Genomic DNA, 18,672 nt, shown 5'->3' with positions numbered 1-18,672 from the left:
GCCGTTCGCAGAAGTCCTCTCAAACCAAGGCGTTCTGCGAGGCACTTCTGACACCCAGCAGCTGCTCGGACTCGTCAGCTGTCCCGCGTCCTTCAGCGCCTGCAGCCGGGCCGCAAGGGCTGGCCTGGACGGCCAGCCGTCCTCACGCACGCTCCCGATATTTGGTGGACTAAACCATTAATGATGGATGGGTATCCGCGGGCAACGGGCCAGTCTCGGGGTTGAAGAGCGTCTTGGACAGGCGCTCGACGCCGTAACAGACGGCGCCGACCGCCACGCACTCGTCGCCGAGCACCGAGGCCCGCAGCTCCGGAGTGCGCAGGCACATCGTCTCCAGTTCGTCCCTCAGCGGCTCCAGGAGCACGTCGGCCGACCGGGAGAAGCCCCCGCCGAGCACCACCAGGTCGGGATCGACGGTGAGGGCCATCGCGGAGGTGGCCAGCGCGAGCACCTTGACGTACCGCAGGACGGCGCCGCGCGCGCCGGCGTCGCCGCGCCTGGCGGCCTCGAACACCGCCCCCGCGACCTCGTCGGGCGGCGTGCCGGGTTCCACGGCGGGGACGGCCTGCAGGAGCTCGCCCACGTGACCGAGGTTGAACAGCGGGTGCACGCCGATCTCGCCCGCCGCGCCCCCGCCGCCGCGCAGGGGGACCCCGTCGAGCACGACGGCGGCCCCGGCCCGCCTGCCGACGTGCAGGAAGATCAGATTCCGGGTGTCGCGGGCGATGCCCCTGCGGCATTCGGCGAGTGCGGCGAGCCGGCTGTCGTTCTCCACGAGGACCGCGCAGCGCAGCCGCGCGCCGAGGTGATCGGCCAGCGGCACGCTCGACCAGTCCTGGATGGCCCGTGACAGGACGACGCGTCCTTGCAGGTCGACGTAGCCCGTGCTGCCCGCGACCGCGATCCAGACGTCGGAGGCGGAGGTGCCCGAGCCGGTCAGGCAGGCGTCGACGGCCCTGTCGACGGCGGCCAGCCGCTCGGCACGCGGCTGCTCGGGGGTGACCGGCTCGCGCGTGGTGTGCAGGACGTTGCCGTCGAGGTCGGCCACGACCGCGAGCACCTTGTGCGCTCCTATGTCGAGCCCCAGCACTCGGCCCGCTTCCCCGCGGAACCGGTAGCGGCGCGCGGGCCTGCCCTTCTCTCCGCCGCTCGGATCCATCTGGGCCACCCAGCCCAGCTCCATCAGGTCGCTGACCACCACCTTGATGGTGGCTCTGGCCAGGTCGGCCCGCTCGGCGAGCTTGGTCAGCGTCATCGGGCCGCCGGCGCGCAGGACGGAGAGCGCGGAGAGCGCGTTGAGACGCCGGAGCCGCTGAAGGTCGCCGCCAGTCACGGAGTGCGTCACGGATAACCCTTCTTGACGAATCTTAATGGTGGACTTCATCATAAACCGCAACGCAAGCCCGCCCGGCCGGGCGACACGATCGCCGAATCTCGACCTCCGACCCCTCAGGGACCTGACTTGCTGCTGCCACGACCCGTTCACCTCACCCGAGACGGCACGGAGCCCTTCACCCTCACCACGGCCACAGTGATCGCCGCACCCCCCGACCTCGCGCGGGTGGAAGGCTGGCTGCGTGGCGTGCTGTTCCCCGTGACCGGCCTGCCGCTGCCGCCCGGAGAGGCTCGGCCCGGCGCGATCGAGTTCACCCTGGCGGCCGGGCTCGGCCATGAAGCGTACCGCCTGACCGTGCGCCCCGGCGGGGTGCGCATCGAAGCGGGGGACGCGGCGGGAGCGTTCTACGGCGCGCAGACCCTGCGCCAGCTGCTGCCGCCCGCGGCCTTCCGCAGCGGCGCGGTCGGCGAGCGGGACTGGCTCGTCGCCCCGGTCACCGTCGAGGACCGGCCGAGATTCCGGTGGCGCGGCTGCCTCATCGACGTGGCCAGGCACTTCCTGCCCAAGCCCGACCTGCTGCGGTACATCGACCTGCTGGCCGCGCACAAGCTCAACGTGCTGCACCTGCACCTGACCGACGATCAGGGCTGGCGGTTCGAGGTGAAGGGGCATCCGAAGCTGACCGAGGTCGGCGCCTGGCGGAGGGAGAGCCCGCTGGGGTCCCGCCGGCACGGCCTGTTCGACGGCCGCCCGCACGGCGGCTTCTACACCCAGGACGACCTGCGCGAGATCGTGTCGTACGCGGCGGACCGGTTCGTCACCGTGGTGCCCGAGATCGAGCTGCCCGGGCACTCCCAGGCCGCCATCGCCGCCTATCCGGAGCTGGGCAACCTCGACGACCCGCCGGAGGTCGCCACCCAGTGGGGCGTCTCCCCGAACGTGCTCAACGTCGAGGACGCCACGCTCGCCTTCTACCGGGATGTGCTCGACCAGGTCATGGAGGTCTTCCCCGGCGAGTACGTCTGCGTGGGCGGCGACGAGTGCCCCAAGACGCAGTGGCGGGAGAGCCCGTCGGCCCAGCGGCGCATCCGCGAGCTCGGCCTGCGCGACGAGGACGAGCTGCAGAGCTGGTTCATCCGCCAGTTCTCCGACCATCTGACCGCGCGCGGGCGATGCCTGCTGGGCTGGGACGAGATCATCGAGGGCGGCCTGCCGCCGGGTGCGACCGTGGCGTCCTGGCGCGGCACGTACGGCGCGGTCGTGGCGGCCAGGGCCGGACACGACGTGATCACGTGCCCGTTCACGCAGCTCTACCTCGACTTCCGGCAGTCGGACCGGCCCGACGAGCCGGTCCCGATCGGCAGCGTGATCTCGCTGCGCGACGTCCACGCCTTCGAACCGGTGCCGCCGGAGCTCACGGAGGCCGAGGCCGTCCGCGTGCTCGGCGCACAGGCGAACCTCTGGACCGAGCACATCGACTCGCCTCGCGCGCTCGACTACATGGCCTTCCCCCGCCTGTCGGCCTTCGCCGAGGTCGTGTGGAGCCCCGCGGGCGGCGACTTCGACGACTTCCGGGCGCGGCTGCACCACCACGAGCGCCGGCTCGCCGCGCTGGGCGTGGAGTACCGCAAGGAGACCGGCCCCGAGCCGTGGCAGACGCGGCCGGACGTCAAGGGCTGGCCGCGCGAGCGGGCGGAGACCGAGGCCGAGGTGGCGGCCTGGACCCGCGGCATCCGACGAAACCTCAGTGGAGAGAGGCACGCATGACCAGACGCTTATCCGTCATCCTCATCGGATTGTCCTGCCTGCTCGGCGTGATCACCCCGGCCCGTGCAGAGACTCCCGAGCTGTCGGCGTACTTCAGCAGGCCGAGCGTCGACGGCACGCTCGACGGCTCCCTGCTGACGCGGTTGCTGGGCCTGATCGACCTGGCCGCGCCGGGTTCCACCCTGCGCGTGGCGACGTACGTGCTGGAGATCAGGACCGTCAAGGACGAGCTCGTGGCGGCGCACGATCGCGGCGTCGACGTACAGGTGGTGTCCGAGGGGTCCGGTCACGACCCGCTGCTCGACGAGCTGGCCGCCGCCGGCGTGCCGGTCACGCTCTGCACCATGGGCTGCAACGGCCCGGACACCGACATCAACCACCACAAGTTCTTCGTGTTCAGCCGCCTCACGGACGGCAGGACCGACGTGGTCGCGCAGAGCTCGCAGAACCTCAGCGCCGACAACGGCCTCCACCAGAACATGCTGATCAGCTCGGGCGACGCCGGCCTGGCTGAGGGCTACCGGCACGTGTTCGACACGCTGGTCTCCCAGGTGCGGACGACGTGGCAGGCGCCCTTCACCTCCGCCAGTGGCAAGGTCACGGTCTGGATGGAGCCCCGCGACACCGCCTACGACCAGACCACCTACGACAGCACCGACCTGGTCGCGGCCATGATCAAGGACGTGGGCTGCCCCGGCACGATCCGCGTGGCCCAGGCGCAGTTCGCCACGGACAGGCCGCTCGTCATCGACGCGCTCAAGGCGAAGAAGCAGCAGGGGTGCGGTGTCCAGGTGCTCGTCGCCGAGGGCAACCAGACGGTCTCGACCGCCCAGGAGCTCGCCAAGGGCGGCATCGTGGTGCACACCTTCAGGCCCGGCGGCTGCCACTACCCGGCCGGGGACACCTGCGCGCCCGACAACCTCCACTCAAAGATCATCCTGGTGGACGGGCCGTCGGCGGCGGCGGGCGGCGCGACGCGGCGCTACGTCTACACCGGCTCCCACAACCTCAACGCTGGCTCCCTGACCGCCTCGGACGACTCCTTCGTCCGAATCGACGACGCGGGGATCTACGCGGCGTACGACGCGGACTTCGCCGCGATGCTGGACGAGATGATCAAGTTCGTCCCCTCCGCCTATCCGGACGCCGCGCTCCAGATGGCCGCCAATGGCCCCGACGACCAGCGGGCGCCGAGGGCGGCCGCCATGCGCGCCGGCTACACGGCCGTGGCCTGGGAGGACGACCGTGATCGTGCCTCGGTGGACGGCACCGAGGTCTACGCGCGCATCTACCACGACGGGCAGCCGGTGACCGGCCCCGTGAAGGTCTCGATGGGCGGGGCCGGGTGCGCGACCGGCTGGAACCACGTGCAGCCGTCGGCCGGCGTCGACGACACGGGCAACGCCTACGTCGCCTGGGCCGAGGACGGCGACTGCCGGGGCGAGCACAACATCGCGGTGCGCAGGCTCTCGCCGTCGGGCACGCTGAGCTCGACGATCTGGGCGAACGACCCGCAGTGGAGCGGCGACCAGACCCGGCCGAGGATCGCGGTCCGGGGCGACGGCGGGTTCACGGTGGTCTGGGAGGACGCGCCGACCAAGACCGTCCGCGTGGCCGGCTACGCCTCGCTGATCTCGCGTGCCTTCGCGCCGGTCCAGGTGGGCGCGGGGGACCGGCCGGACGCGGCCGTCGACGGCGCCGGCACCGCGACCGTGGTCTGGCAGCAGGCGCCCGACGTGTACGGCAAGCGCGTCTCGGCGACCGGGGCGACCGTCGCCGCCGCCACGAAGATCAACACCAACGCGGCCACCGAGCACCTGGCCCCCGCGGTGGCGACGACGGCGGGCGGCGACAGCGTCGTCGCCTGGAGCGACAACGTGGCGGTCACCGGAGGCGACGTGAAGACCGTCTGGCGGGTGCGGACGCGGGGTCTGACGCCCTCCCTGGGATCGAGGTTCGCGGAGAACCCCGTCGCGTTCGGGAAGTACGCACCGAACACGGTCTCCGACGGCGGCAAGGAGTACCCGCCGCTCTGCGGGAGGGTGTCGTCGGTGGACAGGTGCGCGGTCCAGGGATCGCCGTCCGTCGCCGTCGACGACAGCGGACGGTTCGTCGTCGGCTGGACCGAGTCCGACATCTGGAACGCCGGTCGTTCCTTCGAGGTGTACGCCCGCGGCTTCAACGCCGACGGGACGACGGCCGGCCGGTTCCCCTGCGAGCGCATGAACCCGAACACGGTAGGCAGCCAGTCGGCCACCGCCGTCGCCGCCGACGACACCGGCTTCCACCTCTTCTACGCCGAGGACTTCGACGTCAACGGATACAGCGACGTCGTGGCACGGACCGGCTTCACCAACACCGGCTTCTGAACCGGGTGCGCCCCCGCCCCCCACGCTTCTAGAGAGAAGGAACCCCTCGTGCGTCTGCGTATGGCATTGGTCGCCGCCCTGGCAGTGACTCTGGCCGGTTGTGGCTCCGGCACCGATACCACCACCAAGTCCGGAAAAATCACGATCAGCTACGCGATTTGGGAGAAGAACGACCAGCCCAGCACCCAGAAGATCATCGAAGCGTTCCAGAAGAAGCACCCCGACGTCACGGTCAAGCTCGAGATCACGCCCTGGGACCAGTACTGGACCAAGCTCCAGACCGCCGCCACCGGCGGCGCGGCCCCCGACGTCTTCTGGATGAACAGCCTCAACGTCCGCCTGTACGCCAAGGGCGGCGTGCTCGCCCCCATCGAGAACGCCGACGTCAGCGCCTTCCCGCAGGCGATCGTGGACGGCTACCGCTACGACGGCAAGCTGTACGGCATGCCGCGCGACGTCGGCCTCCCCGTGCTCTGGTACGACAAGGAGCTCTTCGACAAGGCCGGCGTCAAGTATCCGACCGCCGACTGGACCTGGGACGACCTCAGGGCCGCCGCCAAGAAGCTCACCGACCCTGCCAAGAAGCAGTTCGGCCTCCTGGCCCCCATGTGGGACCAGGGCGGCTTCTACCCCACGATGATCCAGGCCGGCGGCCACGTCATCTCCGCCGACGGCAAGAAGTCGGGCTTCGACGAGCCCGGCTCCATCCAGGGCCTGGAGTTCTGGACCGACATGATCAACAAGGACAAGGTCGCCCCGCCCGCCCAGGCGACCACCGACACCGACCCCATCCAGCTGTTCATGACCGGCAAGTACGGCATGTACTACGGCGGCTCCTGGCTGGCCACCGCGTTCAAGGCCAACACCGAGCGCGGCGACAAGGTCGACGTGGCGCCCCTGCCCAAGGGGCCGGCGCAGGAGGCCGTCATCCTGCTCGGCCTGGCCAATGCCGTCTCGGCCAAGAGCGAGCACCCGGCCGAGAGCGCGCAGTTCGCCACGTTCCTCTCCTCCGAGGAGGCCGAGAAGATCCTCAGCGACACCGGCGGCGCCTCGGTCTCCTCGCGGGCGGGCACCCAGGACGGCTGGTTCAACGCCTTCCCGAACTACCACCTGAAGGAGGCGTTCGACGCCTCGATCCCGCACGGCGTGCCGTACCCCGTCTCCCTGAACACCGCCAAGTGGCAGGACGTGCAGAACAAGCTCCTCGCCGAGGCGTGGGCAGGCAAGCGGCCGACCGCGGACGCGGCCAGGGAGATCGCCGCGCAGATGAACGAGATCCTGGCCAAGGAGTAGCGGATGCTGCTGACCGAGGAACGGGCCGCCGTCAAGGCGGCGGCCCGGCCGGGCTGGCGGCCGCGCCGCGACTGGCTCTGGGGTTACGGGCTGATCGCGCCCATGGCCCTCGGGCTGGCCGTGTTCTACCTGTGGCCGATCGTCCAGACGCTCTACCTGAGCTTCACCGAGTCCGGCGTGTTCGGCGGGCAGACGTGGGTGGGGCTCGACAACTTCGCCGCCCTCTTCGGCGACGAGGAGATGCTCGGCGCGCTGCGCAACACGCTGCTCTACTCCGTGCTCGTGCTCATCGGAGTGCCGCTGTCGATCGTGATCGCGGCGCTGCTCAACGTGCCGGGGCTGCGCGGGCTCGGCTTCTACCGCACGCTGTACTTCCTGCCGGTGGTCACCATGCCCGCGGCCGTAGGCCTGACCTGGCGCTACCTGTACAACGGCGACTTCGGCCTGATCAACTACCTGCTCGGCGAGCTCGGGATCCGCGGGCCTTACTGGGTCTCCGACCCCGAGTTCGCGATCTACGCCATCGCGGTGGTTGGGATCTGGAGCTCGCTCGGGTACAACGCCGTGCTGTTCCTGGCCGGGCTGCAGGGGATCCCGAAGCATTATTACGAGGCCGCCGCGATCGACGGCGCGGGCAGGATGCGGCAATTCTTCCGCATCACGCTGCCGCTGCTCACGCCCACCACGTTCTTCGTCATGGTGATCACACTGATCAACGCTCTGCAGGTGTTCGACCTGGTCTACCTCATGATCGACACCAAGAGCCCGGCGATGGCGGGGAGCCGTACGATCGTCTACCTCTTCTACGAGCAGGGCTTCGTGCAGAACAGCCGCGGCTACGCAGCCGCGATCGCGGTCGTGCTGCTGGCCCTGATCCTCGCACTGACCGCCCTCCAGTTCAGGCTGCAGAGGCGGTGGGTCCACTATGAGTAGGCGCTGGTTCGTGCACGCGGTCCTGCTCGCCGGTGGGCTGATCATGATCACGCCGTTCGTCTGGCAGCTCGTGGTCTCGCTGCAGACGGTCACCGAGTCGATGCGGGTGCCGCCCGCGCCGGTCCCCTCCTGGCAGTGGCACAACTTCGCCGACGTGTTCAGGACCGTGCCGCTCGGGCGGCAGTTCCTCAACACCGTGATCGTCACGGCGGCGGTGACGGCCGGGCAGCTGCTGCTCTGCTCGCTCGCGGCCTTCGCCTTCGCGCGGCTGGAGTTCCCCGGGCGCGGGCCGATCTTCATGCTGTTTCTGGCCGTGCTGATGGTGCCGGGGGAGCTGTTCCTGCTGCCCCGGTACGAGATCATGCAGGGGCTCGGCTGGCTCAACACCCTCCAGGCGCTCATCGCCCCCGGGGTCTTCGGGGCCTTCGGCACGTTCCTGCTGCGGCAGTTCTTCAAGACGCTGCCCAGGGAACTGGACGAGGCGGCGCGCCTGGACGGCGCCAACCCACTGCAGATCTACTGGTGGATCATGCTGCCGCTGGTGCGGCCCGGGCTGCTGGCGCTCGGGCTGCTGACCGTCATGTGGTCCTGGAGCAGCCTGCTCTGGCCGCTGGTGGTCAACACCGACCCGGAGATGATGACGCTCTCCGCCGGGCTGGCCTCGCTGCGTGGCCAGTACCTGACCAATTACCCGATCCTCTTCGCCGGGTCCGTCGTCGCCTCGCTGCCCGTGATCGTGCTTTTCGTGGTCATGCAGCGGCAGCTGATCGCCGGGATCGCCTTCACCGGCTCGAAGGGCTGATCTACCGGCCTTTTCTCCCGTTATATCCCCCATCGAGGAGTATGTGTGCATTCCCGACACAAGTGGATCATCGTCGCCTTAGGCGTCACTCTGGCCTCCTCCGCCTCACCGGCACTGGCCGACCCGAAGCCTGTGGACGTGCAACTGCTGTCCCTCACCGACTTCCACGGCTACATCACCCCGCAGAACAACGCCACCGACGGGACGATCAAGGATCCCCAGGGCAACACCCTGGTGGTGGGCGGCGCGCCGTACGTGGCGACGCATCTGGACAAGCTCCGGCAAGGCCATGAGAACACGGTCACGTTCTCGGCCGGCGACAACTTCAGCGGCTGGCCCACCGAGGTGTCCTACCACGCCGACGAGCCCACGATCGAGTTCCTCAACAAGATCAAGCTCGACTTCACCACGGTCGGGAACCACGAGCTGGACCGGTCCCTGGAGTTCCTGCGCGACCACATGGGCGAGGGCGAGTGCTTCGGCGAGATCGGGGTCGACAGCTGCTTCACCGACTCCGACGGGCGGCAGTTCCACGGAGCCGACTTCGCCATCTCGACGGCCAACATCACGCGGAAGGGCGACACCCGTCCGGTGCTCCCGCCGTACGTGATCAAGCGCTTCCAGGGCATCCCCGTCGGGTTCATCAACCTGACCACGCCCACCACGGTGGACGGCTCCACCTCCTTCCAGCCGTCACTGGACAACCTGCCGCTGGTGGAGACGGCCAACAAGTACGCCGCCATCCTCAAGCGGCGCGGCGTCAAGGCCATCGTCGCCAACGTGCACGAGGGCGGCAAGGCCGGAGACGACTACAACGGCTGCGCCGACCAGAAGAGCGGGCCGATCTGGGACTTCGCCGCCAACGCCTCGCCCGACATCGACGTCATCGTCACGGGCCACTGGCACTGGTACTTCACCTGCTCGCTACCCGACCCGGCGGGTAACCCCCGCCCGGTCGTCGAGGCCGCCAACCACGGCCGCCTCATCAACGAGATCAACCTGAAGCTCGACCACCGTACCCGCGACGTCATCAGGTCCGAGACCACCGCGGTCAACCACCCCGTGACCCGCGACGTCACCCCCGACCCCGCCATGGTGAAGCTGGTCGACCACTGGAACGCCAAGCAGAAGGAGACCTACGCCAAGCCGTACGGGACCATCACCGGCGACCTCACCAGGACCCGCGACGCGACAGGGCAGAGCACGCTCGGCAACACCGTGGCCGACGTGGCCTACTTCGACTCGCAGCGGACCGAGGGAGGCAAGGCCGACCTGGCCATGGTGGCCGTCGCCCCGACCAAGGGCTCCAACTCCCTGCGCGGCGACCTGCTGTTCGCCAAGGGCACGAACCCCGCCGACAGCGACGGTCAGGTGCTCATGGGCGAGTCGTGGGCGGCGTGGGGTTACGCCAACCCGGTGCTCACGGTCTCGGTCAAGGGCTCGCAGCTCGAGCAGGCCCTGGAGCAGCAGTGGCAGACGCAGGCCAACGGCACCGTGAAGTTCGCGCCGCTGGCCGTGTCCAAGAACGTCCGCTTCTCCTACTCCGCGAACCGGCCCGTCGGGGACCGGGTCAACCCCGCCGACGTGATCATCAACGGGCAGCCGCTCGACACCGGTAAGACCTACCGGCTCGCCGCGCTGGCCTACACGCTGCTCGGCGCCGACGGCTACACCGCCTTCGCCGGGTACACCGACGCCGTGCGCGGCGACCGCGACTACGAGGCCATGCGGGCCTACCTGCGGCAGGGGCCGGTGGCCCCGCCCGCCCTGGACCGGGCGGTGCCGCTGATGTAGGACTCCGGGTGCGGGGGACCCGCGTCCCCCGCACCCGCGCGGGCCCGCCCGGACGGTCAGCGGAAACGCGCCTGGAAGCCGCTGCGCCGCCCTACCGTCGGCCACCACCGCTGCGAGTGCCTCGCGCGAGCAACTCTTCGGCGCCGATATCCCGGTAACGGCCGACCAGTTCGCTCAGCAGCCGCGTCCGGTGTGTACACCCACAGCTTGGTGTCAGGAGCGGACGCCGCCGCGAAGCCGCTGGCGATCAGGCTGAGCCGTTCGCCGTCGACGGTCCAGAAGGACTTGCGCCGGGTCTCCGACGAGGCGACCTCATGCCTGGCCCACATCTCGGCGAAGCGCGGACCCGCCGCGCAGAGCTGTTCGATGAACCTCGTCCAGCACGGGTCACCCAGGCGATGGCCGAACTCGGCCCGCATCTGGAAGCAGGCGACGAAAACACCCCAACCTGGCGAGACGCGTAACCGGCAATCAATCATGAACATCGCTTTCAGACGCTCTCTGGGATCCACCGCCCCTCCGAGATTCCGGCACCCTGAGGATCTGTCCAGCGTCGTGATCGACTCACACCACTGAAGCGCACGTTGCGGGATCGAGGCCCACCTTGGTTCAGCCGCGTTCAGGTTGGCTTCAGCATGCACTCGTGACGGTGGACACCCATGACCTACTCCCGAGCCCGGCTCACGATCGTTGCGGCCCTGCTGGCGGGCGTCGCCGGATGCTCCTCGTCCGGCGGAACCGTGGCATCCGCATCACCCTCCGCCGATTCCGTCAACAAGCAGCGTAAGAGCCAGGCCCAGCTCGCCACCTGCATGAAGGGCAAAGGCTTCACCTATCACCCGGTCGTGTCCATGCCGGAGCCGCCGGACGCCATCAAGCAGGAGATGTCCGGCAACTACCAAGGAATGCGGAAATATCGGGAGAAGTACGGCTTCGGGCTGGCCGCCTCCTTCGTCTACCCCAACGACGGAGTGGGCCGGATTGCGCGCTCCATGGGTGAGGGCGCCACAGGGGACGACCCCAACGGGAAGGTCATCGCAGGGCTGTCGAAGCCGCAGCAGGAGGCGTACTTCAACGCGATGAGCGCCTGCACGCTGGAGATGATCAACAAGGCCACCGGCAAGCGCATGAAGTCGATGGAGGAGGCGGCCAAGGCCCAGAGCGAGATGGTGAAGCAGATCATCAGCCGCGAGATCGACGGCGACCCCAAGCTGGTTGAGATGGCGAGTACGTTCGCCGACTGCCTGAAGGGCAAGGGCTACCGGGTGGCCTCACAGCGACCCTCGGAGATCGTGAGCAGCACCGAGGAGCCGTTCATGAAGGAGTTCGGCAAGCTCGCCCAGGACAAGAACACCACAGCGGACCAGGCGCGACCCCTACTGCAGCGCGAGATCAAGGCCGCCCTGGACGACCTGGAGTGCGGCAAGGAGTTCTACGCCACCTACCGGCCCAAGGTGAACGCGGTCTACGAGCGTGCCCAGCTCCTGCCCGGCGTGGGCATGATGACCGCCACGGTTGCGAAGTAGCGTGCGCAGATCCAGAGTGCTCGCCTTGGTCGTGGTGGGGGTGCTGGTGATCGCCGGGGTGGGCTGGGCCGTCGGTTCCCGGCTGCGCTCTCCGGCCGATGAGGCCGCCGCGCGCCGCCCGCCCAAGCCCTCCCTGGTCACCGCGCTGGTCGAGCGACGCAAGCTCACCAGTACCGTGACGGTCAGCGGCACGCTGATGTACGGCTCGCCGCTGTCGGTCACGCTGGCCGGGATGGTCGGCGGGAACAACGAGAGCGGCGGGAGCGGCGGAATCGGCGGGGCGAACGGCGCCGCGCAGCGCGTCACCACGGCGCCCAAGCCCGGCCCGATCCGCCCGGGCCAGACACTGATGCAGGTCAACGGGCGGCCGGTCTTCGTCATGCAGGGAAAGAGGCCGATGTACCGACCGCTCGTGCCGGGCATCGAGGGCGAGGACGTCAAGCAGCTCCAGCGCGCGTTGCGGGTGCGGGTGACCGGCGTCTTCGACGCGGCCACGGTGGCGGCGGTGAAGCGCTGGTACGCCAAACGCGGCTACAAGGCGCAGGAACCCGACCTGGAAGCGCGCAAGACCCTGCAGCAACTGCGCCAGGCCGTACAGACCGCGCAGGAGACCCTGGCCACCGACCGCAAGGCGCTGGACGAGGGCCTCGACGTGCGGCCGCTGCGGATCCGCCACGACAACGCCCGCCGGGACCTCAAGGTCGCGGAGAAGGCGCTGGACGAGGCGCCCGGGATCACACCCGAACAGGAGACCCAGCTTGCCACGCTGCGCCGTGCCGTACGGACCGCTGAGGAGCAGGTGCTCGCGGCCAAGCAAGCCCTGGACGAGGCGAGGAAGCCGGCTCCCACCCCGACCGCGACCCCGGCGCCCACGACCGGCGCGGTCGACACGAGCCTGCTGGAGATGAAGCTGGCCAACGCCCAGCAGGACCTCCACGAGGCACAGGAGGCGGTGGGCGCCTACGAGGAGCAGATCCGCGTCGACCGGGACAAACGGCTGGAGGAGCTGCGCAAGGCGGTGCGCACCGCGAAGGAGGCCGATGCCACTGCCGCCCAGGCGCTGAACCGGGCCAGGAAGGTCTCGCAGCTGCGGACGAAGGTCACCCACAGCATCACCAACCTGGCCGATGCCCGGACCATGCTGGCCGACTTCCTTAGGACGTACGGGGTCAGCGTCCCGGCCGGTGAGATCGTCTTCCTGCCGAAGCTGCCCGCCCGCATCGACAAGGTGGCGGTCAAACCGGGCGACACCATCGAAGGCAAGGTTGCCACCGTGACCAGCGCCGCCTTCGCGGTCACCGGATCGGTCGACGCCAAGGAGGCCAAGCTGCTGCGCGTTGGCCAGGAGGCGTCGATGGAGACCTTGGACGGCACCCAGCTGCCCGCCGCGCTGAGCGCGGTGGGTGAAGAGGCCAAGACCGGAGGGGAGAAGCCGAAGGGCGAGGAGGAGTCCGACACCGGTGCGGTGCCTGTCCTGCTCACGCCCGGTTCGTCCAAGGCGCTGAAGTCCCTGGTCGGCTCGGCCATGACCGTGCGGATCTCGGTCGGCTCGACCGAGGGGGAGGTGCTGGCCGTACCGGTGGCCGCCGTGGTCACCTCCACCGACGGCCGGCCGCGGCTCCGGGTGGCGCTGGACGGTGACCGTACTCGTGAGGTCGAGGTGCGCACAGGACTGACCGCCGACGGCGACGTGGAGGTCACACCGCTGCGCGCAGGCGAGCTCAAGGATGGCGACCGGGTCGTGGTGAACGATGCCTGAGCCCGTCATCTCGTTGAGTGGGGTCTGCCGCGACTTCCCCACCGATCCGCCGGTGCGCGCGCTGGCCGAGGTGAACCTGCGCGTCGACCCGGGCGACTACGTCGCCATCGTCGGACCGTCAGGCTCCGGCAAGTCCACCCTGCTCAACATTCTGGGACTGCTCGACCGGCCGACCTCCGGCTCCTACCGCCTCGACGGCGTCGAAACCACTACGCTGCGCGACGGCGGGCGGACCCGGCTGCGCGGCACCCGCATTGGCTTCGTCTTCCAATCCTTCCACCTGCTGTCCCACCGGACGGTTGTGGAGAACGTGATGCTGGCCGAGGTGTACGGCCCGCACCCGCGAAGCGGGCGGCGGGCGAGGGCCGAGCAGGCGCTGGAGTATGTGGGCCTGGGGCACCGTGTCGGCTTCCTCCCCGACCGGCTGTCGGGCGGCGAGCGCCAGCGCGTGGCCATCGCCCGCGCGCTGATGGCCAGGCCTGCCCTGCTGCTGTGCGACGAGCCGACCGGCAACCTCGACAGCAGCAACACCCAGGCCATCCTCGACCTGTTCGACGGCCTGCGCGTCGATGGCCTGACCATCCTGGTGATCACGCACGAGGACGAGGTGAGCGCCCGGGCCAAACGCCGGGTCCGGATCACGGATGGGGTGCTCAGTGAAGCTCCGTGACCTGTGGGCCGAGTCCCTGGCAGGGATGCTGGCCCGCCCGGTGCGCTCGGCACTGACTACCCTCGGCACCGTCCTGGGCATCGCCACGCTGGTGGTCACCCTGGGCATCGCGGCGACCGCCGGCAACCAGATCGTCGGACGCTTCGACGAGCTCCTGGCCACCAGCATCACCGTCGAGGTGCCGCGCGGGGGCCACCACCCCCTGGTGTCCTGGGACGCCGTCAAGGAACTGCGCCGCCTGCGCGGCGTGACGTCGGCGACGGCGCTGGCGCAGACCGACGGGAGCTCCAACGTCGTCGTGACCGCCAACAACCTGCTCGACCCGACCCGGGTGTCCGGGCAGACCCTCGCGGTCGTCGCGGCCTCCCCTGACCTGCTGGAGACCACCCGCGGCCGGATGCTGGCCGGGCGCTTTTACGACAGCGGCCACGTCGCCCGCCGCGACGGCGTGGTCGTGCTGGGTGAGCAGGCCGCCGCCATGCTCGGCATCTCCAGCCTGGAGCACGCGCCCGCCGTGTTCATCAAGGACCGCGCCTACACCGTCATCGGCATCATCGGCGGACTGCGGCGCGAGCAGATCCTGGCCAGCGCGGTCCTCGTCCCGCCCTCGCTGGGCTCCGACTTCGGGCTGAAGGATGTCACCCGCGTCCTGGTCGCCACCCAGCTGGGCGCCGCCGAGCTGATCGCCCGCCAGGCGCCGCTCGCGCTCAGCCCCAACCGCAGTGGTGAGCTGCAGGTGATCGCCCCGCCCAGTCCCAAGCGGGCGCGCGACGGCGCGCAGGACGATGTCAACGGCCTCTTCCTCGTCCTCGGCCTGGTCTCCCTGGTCGTCGGCGCGGTGGGCATCGCCAACGTTACCCTGGTCACCGTCATGGAGCGGGTCGCCGAGATCGGCCTGCGCCGCTCCCTGGGCGCGGCTCGCCGCCACATCGCCGCCCAGTTCCTGCTGGAGTCCAGCCTCATCGGGCTGACCGGCGGGGTGATCGGAGCCAGCCTGGGCATGGTGGCCGTCGTCGCGGTGGCGGTCGTGCGTCTGTGGACCCCGGTCCTGGATGTACGGCTGGCGCTGGCCGCACCCGTGGCGGGTGCGCTGGTGGGGCTACTGGCCGGTTTGTATCCGGCGCTGCGCGCGGCCCGCATGGAACCGGTCGACGCGCTGCGCTGAGCTTGGTGGCGTACGGCGCGGCCCAGAAGGAGAGGCCGCCCGCCAGGCCGCCGTGGTGATGCGCCTGCGCCGGCAGGGCCAGACGTGGGAGGCCATCGGTTAGCAGCTCGGTGTCCGGCAGCGGGCTCACCAGGTCTACTGGAAGGCGCTGAAGGAGATCCCTGGGCAGGAGGTCGGCCTCTATCGTGCAGAGCGAGCCGAGCGGCAGGACGAGGTGCTGCGCCGCGCGTACACGATGCTGGAGCGCGAGCACGTCGCGGTCTCCGGCGGGACTCGTCATCGACCAGACCACAGGCGAGCGGCTCCTCGACGACCGGGGCAAGGAGAGGAGCCAATTGGTGCACCCAACTGTGCAATCAGTCCTTGAGTCCGGACCATGGAGAGAGAGTGATGGCCTTCGATTGCCGGCTTTCGCCAGGCTGACTACGCGCACGATTCTAGTGAGTTCGAGGTGGGCGATCAGCAGCCCTCGGCCGTCAGCTCATCGGCATCCCGCTGACGCGGTCAGTCGCGCCGGTGTCGCGGCAACGTTCCTGCGCCCTGCCGTACCCTGGGTCAGGAGGGGGTGCGACGGTCGACTGTCACCGCGCTTTCGTCCTGCCGCGCGGCTTCTCCGGCTTCTACAGCTGTGCGATCCCGCCCGCCCAGAACAGGTTCGCCCCGCCGATCCGTGTCGGCGAGGAACGCGTCCTGTGGAAGAAGCCACGGTACTGACCCCGTCAGCGGGGATCGCCAAATCTGTACATCCGCCCGCATGCCGACCCGGGTGGTCTGGTGGGCGCGAAGCACACTGCTGGCATGAACGAGCATGATGCGGATGGGCTCCCGGAACGGGTTGATTACGCGGGCGCGGTTTACGGCTCGCTGCTGGCGGCTTCCGTGATCGTCGGCTCCGCGGCGGAAGGCGAACCGCCGGCCGCGGGCGAGCTCATCGTCCTGCTTGTCTGCACGGGAGTGGTGTTCTGGCTCGCGCACACCTACGTCAAGATCATCAGCGTCGGATATCCGGCCAGGCCCCTCACCTGGGGGAATCTGCTTGCGATCGCTAAGAACGAGTGGCCGCTTGCGCAGGCGTCGTTCCCGCCGGCCATCGCCGCGGCCTTCGCATCCTCGCTGGGCGGGTCCAACGTGGTCGTGGCCTGGGCGGCGGTGTCTGTCGCGGTGCTGAGCCAGGTCATCTGGGGCATCGCCGCGGCGGTCAGGACCCGCTCCTCCCGCACTGTAGTGATCGTCTCTGGCGTCGCCAACCTCGTCCTCGGCCTAGCCATCGTCGTCCTCAAGGTCGCGGTCACCGGCCACTGATCGCCGCAGGGCGTGCGGGACCAGATGGTGATGAAGGCGGTGGCAAGGCCGGCGATGCCGAGCACGGCTCTGGCGGCAACCACCACGAACAGGGCGAGCTTGTTTCTCTGGAGGTAGTTCCAGAGCCCTGGGTGATCTCTGGAGTTGTGATTTCGGAAGTCGCCCCGGAGTTTGCTTCCGGAATTACACCGTTCGGAAATCTATGGGACAGCAGAGCTGCTCGGCCTCAGCGATCACGCGGATGGGACGCGATCCCGGGCGCTGGTGGGCAGGCGGCTGTGTGACTCGGCCACCGGTGGATGGACGCTAGACCGGCTAGCCGAGCGTGCTGATCTGGTCGCAGTGGACCGTCCGTGTCGTCTCGAAGATTAGAAAGAGCAGACCACTGCCTGTCCGTCGTGGAACGTTCACGGGATCTTGGCGAACCAGTAGTTAGCGTCCCCGGGCTCGCGGCGAGCGCCGGCGTATGGGTCACTGAACCGGCTCATGACCCACTCCAGTACGGCCGGTCGGCGCTGCGAGGAAACAGCGGAGACGGGGTTCGTTCTTTTCCCAAATCTCCATCCACTCGAAAGCCCTCAAGCTTGTATGGCGACATCCAAGGCAAAGATGTCAGCCAACTTCCTGCCCGGGAAGTTCTCCGGCTGAGTCTGGCGCCATCATCTGGTCCGGAGATGACAACAGCAGCAGAGGGTCCGCCACTAGACCCGGATTACGGGCAAGGTGAGCGATCTCCCGCATGGTGAGCTCGGGTACGGCCAGGACGTCGCCGACCTTGACCACCAGGATCGACCCGATCATGACGACGGCCTTCGCCTGGCCCTCCAGGGCTTTGATCAGGTCGCAGACCGCGGCGCTCTTCTTCTGGTCAATCTCAGCCATCGGCTGGTGAAGCAGCCTCAGATGCGCGGCCAACTCCAGGTCCTGGGGCAGTTCACGCGCCTGCTCTGACCCGGCCCACGCTTTGACGGTCAGCTTCAGTCGCCTCAGCCACGACCCGCGGACCGCAGGCGACGACAGGGCGTCAACCCCGTAAGCGTGGAGAACACCGCGGACGGCCGCCTCAACCTGGTCGCTGCCGGACTCGTCGTCGAGGTAGATGAATCCAGCGGAAGCTCTGTGGGTCGCCAGCCAACTCTGTCCCTGCCGATAATGCCATCCATGCAGGTCATCCTGCTTGTCTGGCTGATCTCTTCGTGCGCCGGCTCTGCTCTCGGAAGGGACAGAGCCGCGGCAAGATGATCGCTTGTGATTCTCCGCCTGGCTTATCTGGCCGTCACGAACGCCTTCGCTGTGCTGCGGTTGTTGCCGCTGGGGGATCGAGACAAGGACGTCGAGGTTCTTGCCTTGGGTCACCAGATCACCGTTCTTGAACGGCAGCTCGGCTGCGGACACCAGGGTGAGGTTCGCTCCCGAGGATCGCGCCTTCCTGGCCGCGCTACTGGCGTCGCTGCCTCGCGAGGTCCTGCGCCGGCTGCGGGTCCTCGTGCATCCGGACACCGTCCTAGGCTGGCACCGCGCTCTGCTGAAGCAGCGTCATGCCCGCGCCTGTCGGCCCAAGCGGCCGGAGGTCGAGCACCCGGTCGAGTCCCTCAAGGGGCTGGCCATGGAGATAAGGGCCTGGCGGTGAAGGCGAGCATTCCACCCAGACGATCATCGTCGATAGATCGCTTGGGCTGCCAGTTAACCCCGATGGGTCGTTTCGGCCAGCCGAACCTTGCTGGGTCATGAAAGGGGTCACGAGATGACCACAACGCCGCTCATCGAGAGTGTCTGGGTCTTTCACCGAACGGGTCAGTGGTGCCCTGGCCGCCGGATCGGAGAGGTTGTCGCCTACGACGCGCAGCTCTTGTGGAGTTGGCCCAAGGCCAGGTAGTTAAGGTTTCTGGGCTGCTGGCAAGAGCGATGCGGAGATTGACTCGGCGGTGTAGATGCCTGGCCCGATCTTGCGGATGA

General features: G+C 69.0%; 16 protein-coding genes. 13 read left to right on the top strand and 3 right to left on the bottom strand.

All coding sequences use genetic code 11. The features are described 5' to 3' along the window. Positions 1–169: 169 nt before the first annotated feature. Positions 170–1,345, bottom strand: coding sequence for an ROK family protein (locus ACIBHX_RS31690; RefSeq protein WP_397071014.1), 1,176 nt, complete (start codon positions 1,343–1,345; stop codon positions 170–172). Between the two features lie 117 nt (positions 1,346–1,462). Here ACIBHX_RS31690 and ACIBHX_RS31685 point away from each other — a divergent pair, with 117 nt between their 5' ends. From ACIBHX_RS31685 to ACIBHX_RS31660, 6 genes are read left to right on the top strand one after another with little or no spacing between them, the layout of a single operon-like run. Further along, on the top strand, positions 1,463–3,103 hold the full coding sequence (locus ACIBHX_RS31685) for a beta-N-acetylhexosaminidase (protein ID WP_397071013.1): 1,641 nt from the start codon (positions 1,463–1,465) through the stop codon (positions 3,101–3,103). After that, positions 3,100–5,472: a phosphatidylserine/phosphatidylglycerophosphate/cardiolipin synthase family protein gene (locus ACIBHX_RS31680; RefSeq protein ID WP_397071012.1), complete on the top strand. Its 2,373-nt coding sequence runs from the start codon at positions 3,100–3,102 to the stop codon at positions 5,470–5,472. The genes ACIBHX_RS31685 and ACIBHX_RS31680 overlap by 4 nt, the downstream gene beginning before the upstream one ends. A gap of 48 nt (positions 5,473–5,520) precedes the next feature. Continuing rightward, on the top strand, positions 5,521–6,765 hold the full coding sequence (locus tag ACIBHX_RS31675; protein ID WP_397071011.1) for an ABC transporter substrate-binding protein: 1,245 nt from the start codon (positions 5,521–5,523) through the stop codon (positions 6,763–6,765). Positions 6,766–6,768: 3 nt separating this feature from the next. Then, on the top strand, positions 6,769–7,698 hold the full coding sequence (locus ACIBHX_RS31670; RefSeq protein ID WP_397071010.1) for a carbohydrate ABC transporter permease: 930 nt from the start codon (positions 6,769–6,771) through the stop codon (positions 7,696–7,698). Continuing rightward, positions 7,691–8,500 (top strand): carbohydrate ABC transporter permease, encoded by an 810-nt coding sequence (locus tag ACIBHX_RS31665; protein ID WP_397071009.1) that lies wholly within the window; start codon positions 7,691–7,693, stop codon positions 8,498–8,500. The genes ACIBHX_RS31670 and ACIBHX_RS31665 overlap by 8 nt, the downstream gene beginning before the upstream one ends. A gap of 45 nt (positions 8,501–8,545) precedes the next feature. Next, a complete protein-coding gene (locus tag ACIBHX_RS31660; RefSeq protein WP_397071008.1) occupies positions 8,546–10,294 on the top strand; it encodes a bifunctional metallophosphatase/5'-nucleotidase in 1,749 nt (582 codons plus the stop codon). Positions 10,295–10,350: 56 nt separating this feature from the next. Here the strand turns inward: ACIBHX_RS31660 and ACIBHX_RS31655 are convergent, their stop codons facing one another. Next, positions 10,351–10,806 carry a hypothetical protein gene (locus ACIBHX_RS31655; RefSeq protein WP_397071007.1) on the bottom strand — a complete coding sequence of 152 codons (456 nt, stop codon included), beginning with the start codon at positions 10,804–10,806 and terminating at the stop codon, positions 10,351–10,353. Between the two features lie 147 nt (positions 10,807–10,953). Between ACIBHX_RS31655 and ACIBHX_RS31650 the strand changes: the two genes are divergently transcribed. The 6 genes from ACIBHX_RS31650 to ACIBHX_RS31625 all read left to right on the top strand — a co-directional run bounded on the left by ACIBHX_RS31650 (position 10,954) and on the right by ACIBHX_RS31625 (position 16,716). Then, a complete protein-coding gene (locus ACIBHX_RS31650) occupies positions 10,954–11,820 on the top strand; it encodes a hypothetical protein (RefSeq protein WP_397071006.1) in 867 nt (288 codons plus the stop codon). Position 11,821: 1 nt separating this feature from the next. Further along, positions 11,822–13,579, top strand: coding sequence for a peptidoglycan-binding protein (locus ACIBHX_RS31645; RefSeq protein ID WP_397071005.1), 1,758 nt, complete (start codon positions 11,822–11,824; stop codon positions 13,577–13,579). Next, entirely contained in the window at positions 13,572–14,249 is a 678-nt protein-coding gene (locus ACIBHX_RS31640) for an ABC transporter ATP-binding protein (RefSeq protein ID WP_397071004.1), read from the top strand. Before ACIBHX_RS31645 ends, ACIBHX_RS31640 begins: the two co-directional genes overlap by 8 nt. Then, the gene (locus ACIBHX_RS31635; protein WP_397071003.1) at positions 14,236–15,414 is read left to right on the top strand and encodes an ABC transporter permease; all 1,179 of its coding nucleotides are present in this window, start codon (positions 14,236–14,238) and stop codon (positions 15,412–15,414) included. Before ACIBHX_RS31640 ends, ACIBHX_RS31635 begins: the two co-directional genes overlap by 14 nt. 516 nt (positions 15,415–15,930) lie before the next feature. After that, complete coding sequence (locus ACIBHX_RS31630) at positions 15,931–16,128, top strand: DUF1684 domain-containing protein (RefSeq protein ID WP_397071002.1); 198 nt, start codon at positions 15,931–15,933, stop codon at positions 16,126–16,128. Between the two features lie 84 nt (positions 16,129–16,212). After that, positions 16,213–16,716, top strand: a complete 504-nt coding sequence (locus ACIBHX_RS31625) for a hypothetical protein (RefSeq protein ID WP_397071001.1) — start codon at positions 16,213–16,215, stop codon at positions 16,714–16,716. Positions 16,717–17,328: 612 nt separating this feature from the next. On the opposite strand, the gene ACIBHX_RS31620 is transcribed toward ACIBHX_RS31625, so the two are convergent. After that, complete coding sequence (locus ACIBHX_RS31620) at positions 17,329–18,111, bottom strand: hypothetical protein (protein ID WP_397071000.1); 783 nt, start codon at positions 18,109–18,111, stop codon at positions 17,329–17,331. Between the two features lie 4 nt (positions 18,112–18,115). On the opposite strand from ACIBHX_RS31620, the gene ACIBHX_RS31615 reads away from it, so the two are divergent. Further along, on the top strand, positions 18,116–18,346 hold the full coding sequence (locus ACIBHX_RS31615; RefSeq protein ID WP_397070999.1) for a hypothetical protein: 231 nt from the start codon (positions 18,116–18,118) through the stop codon (positions 18,344–18,346). Positions 18,347–18,672 lie beyond the last annotated feature (326 nt).

Source organism: Nonomuraea sp. NPDC050536 (genome assembly GCF_044457685.1).
Lineage (GTDB): Bacteria > Actinomycetota > Actinomycetes > Streptosporangiales > Streptosporangiaceae > Nonomuraea.
Note: the sequence above shows the minus strand (reverse complement) of the source record. Positions and strands in the feature narration are given on the sequence as shown.